Raw genomic sequence first — 1,397 nt, forward strand, 5'->3', positions numbered from 1 at the left:
TTTCTACCCCGACATCCACCTTCGCGTCAGCATGGATACCGAACACCTGAGTCGGGTCCTCCAAGCATCAAGCGGCAAGGGTTATTCCTGGTGGGTGCCATCCGAGGTCGGGGCGGCCGCCCCGACCTCGGATGGCACCCACCAGGAATAACCCCGCCAAATCAAACCGTCGGGATATATTCACCAAATATGCGCGGATTCACGCCGCCATCGACAGGTATTACCAAGTAAGCAATTAACCTGCTGGTACGAGACGATAAAAGCTGGTACAGACTAGTGTCCTTTCATAATCTAATCGCAAATTTTTTGAACGAGGGAAAATAATAATGTCTCAAGATATGCAGCAGCTCGCAGATATGATTGCTATTCGATCCATACTCGACGAATATTGCCTTAGACTTGAAATCAACCCATTCGATGAGTGGTTAGAGCTGTTCTCGGACGATACAGTCTACGAGGTTTTTCGCAAGGAGCTTCGAGGGCTGGATGATGTCAAGGCAATGCTCTCGAAAGCACCCCACGGCGTCCATCTTCCTGGTGCTTTGCGAATTGAACTCGATGGTAACGTTGCCACAACAATTCAGAATTATGTGTTTGTTGGTGAAGACCCAACATATTCAAATCAAGGATGGTACTATCGAACGTTAATGCGGACAGACGGTGGTTGGAAAATCACCCATACCAAAGTTAAGATTCAAAAGCAGGTGAAGCCCGCTATCACGACATGATGCGAATTGCGATTTTCGCGCTGCCACTATCGCATGACCCCGCGCACTGAACTCTAAAGTCCGATTTCGAGGGGGCCTCCAAACGAGTAGAAATCTCAATGTCGACCTTGCATTGACAGGAGCACGCAAAACTTCTGGGCGCGCTAATATCCTTATGGACCCCCTAATTTTTCCGCGGCTGCGGTGTTATCGATACGTGGTGGAAAAATCGCGCCTGGCGAGGATTTCGTGTAAAAATACTTCAATTTGCGGCTCGTGAAAAACCATTTTCCGGTGCGCTTCTCATAGGTCTCAAAGTAGTGACAAAACGCAAGAAACTCGTGCTCGATGCCATCTTGCCGCCACACCGAGAGCCCCTTCATTGCCCAGATACCATGCGCGTTTTCGCGAGATTGGAATGTGATCTCCGGAGAATGCGAGTGATGCAGCGTCGTGAAATTCTTCATAATCTTGCTGACATTGGCGATCATTTCGACCGCAGTGGTCCACGCCGGATAATCGCCATTATATGGGGGATGATCCGGCGCATGAAGGGATTCATAGAGCGCCCGGTCATTGGTTTCAGCGGTACGATCCTGCCTGGCCTTGAGCAGACAAATTTCTTGGCTCTTATAGCGTCTCTTGTTGATGTTGGCTATAAATGGGTGGTTTGGCGGGAGGAAGTGACCA

Annotated in this window: 2 protein-coding genes; one reads left to right on the forward strand and one right to left on the reverse strand. The window is 49.5% G+C overall.

The features are described from left to right. Positions 1–326 precede the first annotated feature (326 nt). Positions 327–728 (forward strand): nuclear transport factor 2 family protein, encoded by a 402-nt coding sequence (locus tag QQJ84_RS14710; protein ID WP_284259061.1) that lies wholly within the window; start codon positions 327–329, stop codon positions 726–728. A 152-nt stretch (positions 729–880) separates the two neighbouring features. Here QQJ84_RS14710 and QQJ84_RS14715 read toward each other — a convergent pair. Then, positions 881–1,397 (reverse strand): nuclear transport factor 2 family protein (locus tag QQJ84_RS14715; RefSeq protein WP_284259062.1); only part of this gene is annotated, 517 nt, incomplete at its 5' end.

It is taken from the genome of Acidocella aquatica (assembly GCF_030160635.1).
GTDB classification, from domain to species: Bacteria; Pseudomonadota; Alphaproteobacteria; order Acetobacterales; family Acetobacteraceae; genus Acidocella; species Acidocella aquatica.

Excerpts from the sequence above, each read along its gene's own strand:
- QQJ84_RS14710 (WP_284259061.1), top strand. The coding sequence starts at position 327 with ATGTCTCAAGATATGCAGCAGCTCGCAGATATGATTGCTATTCGATCC.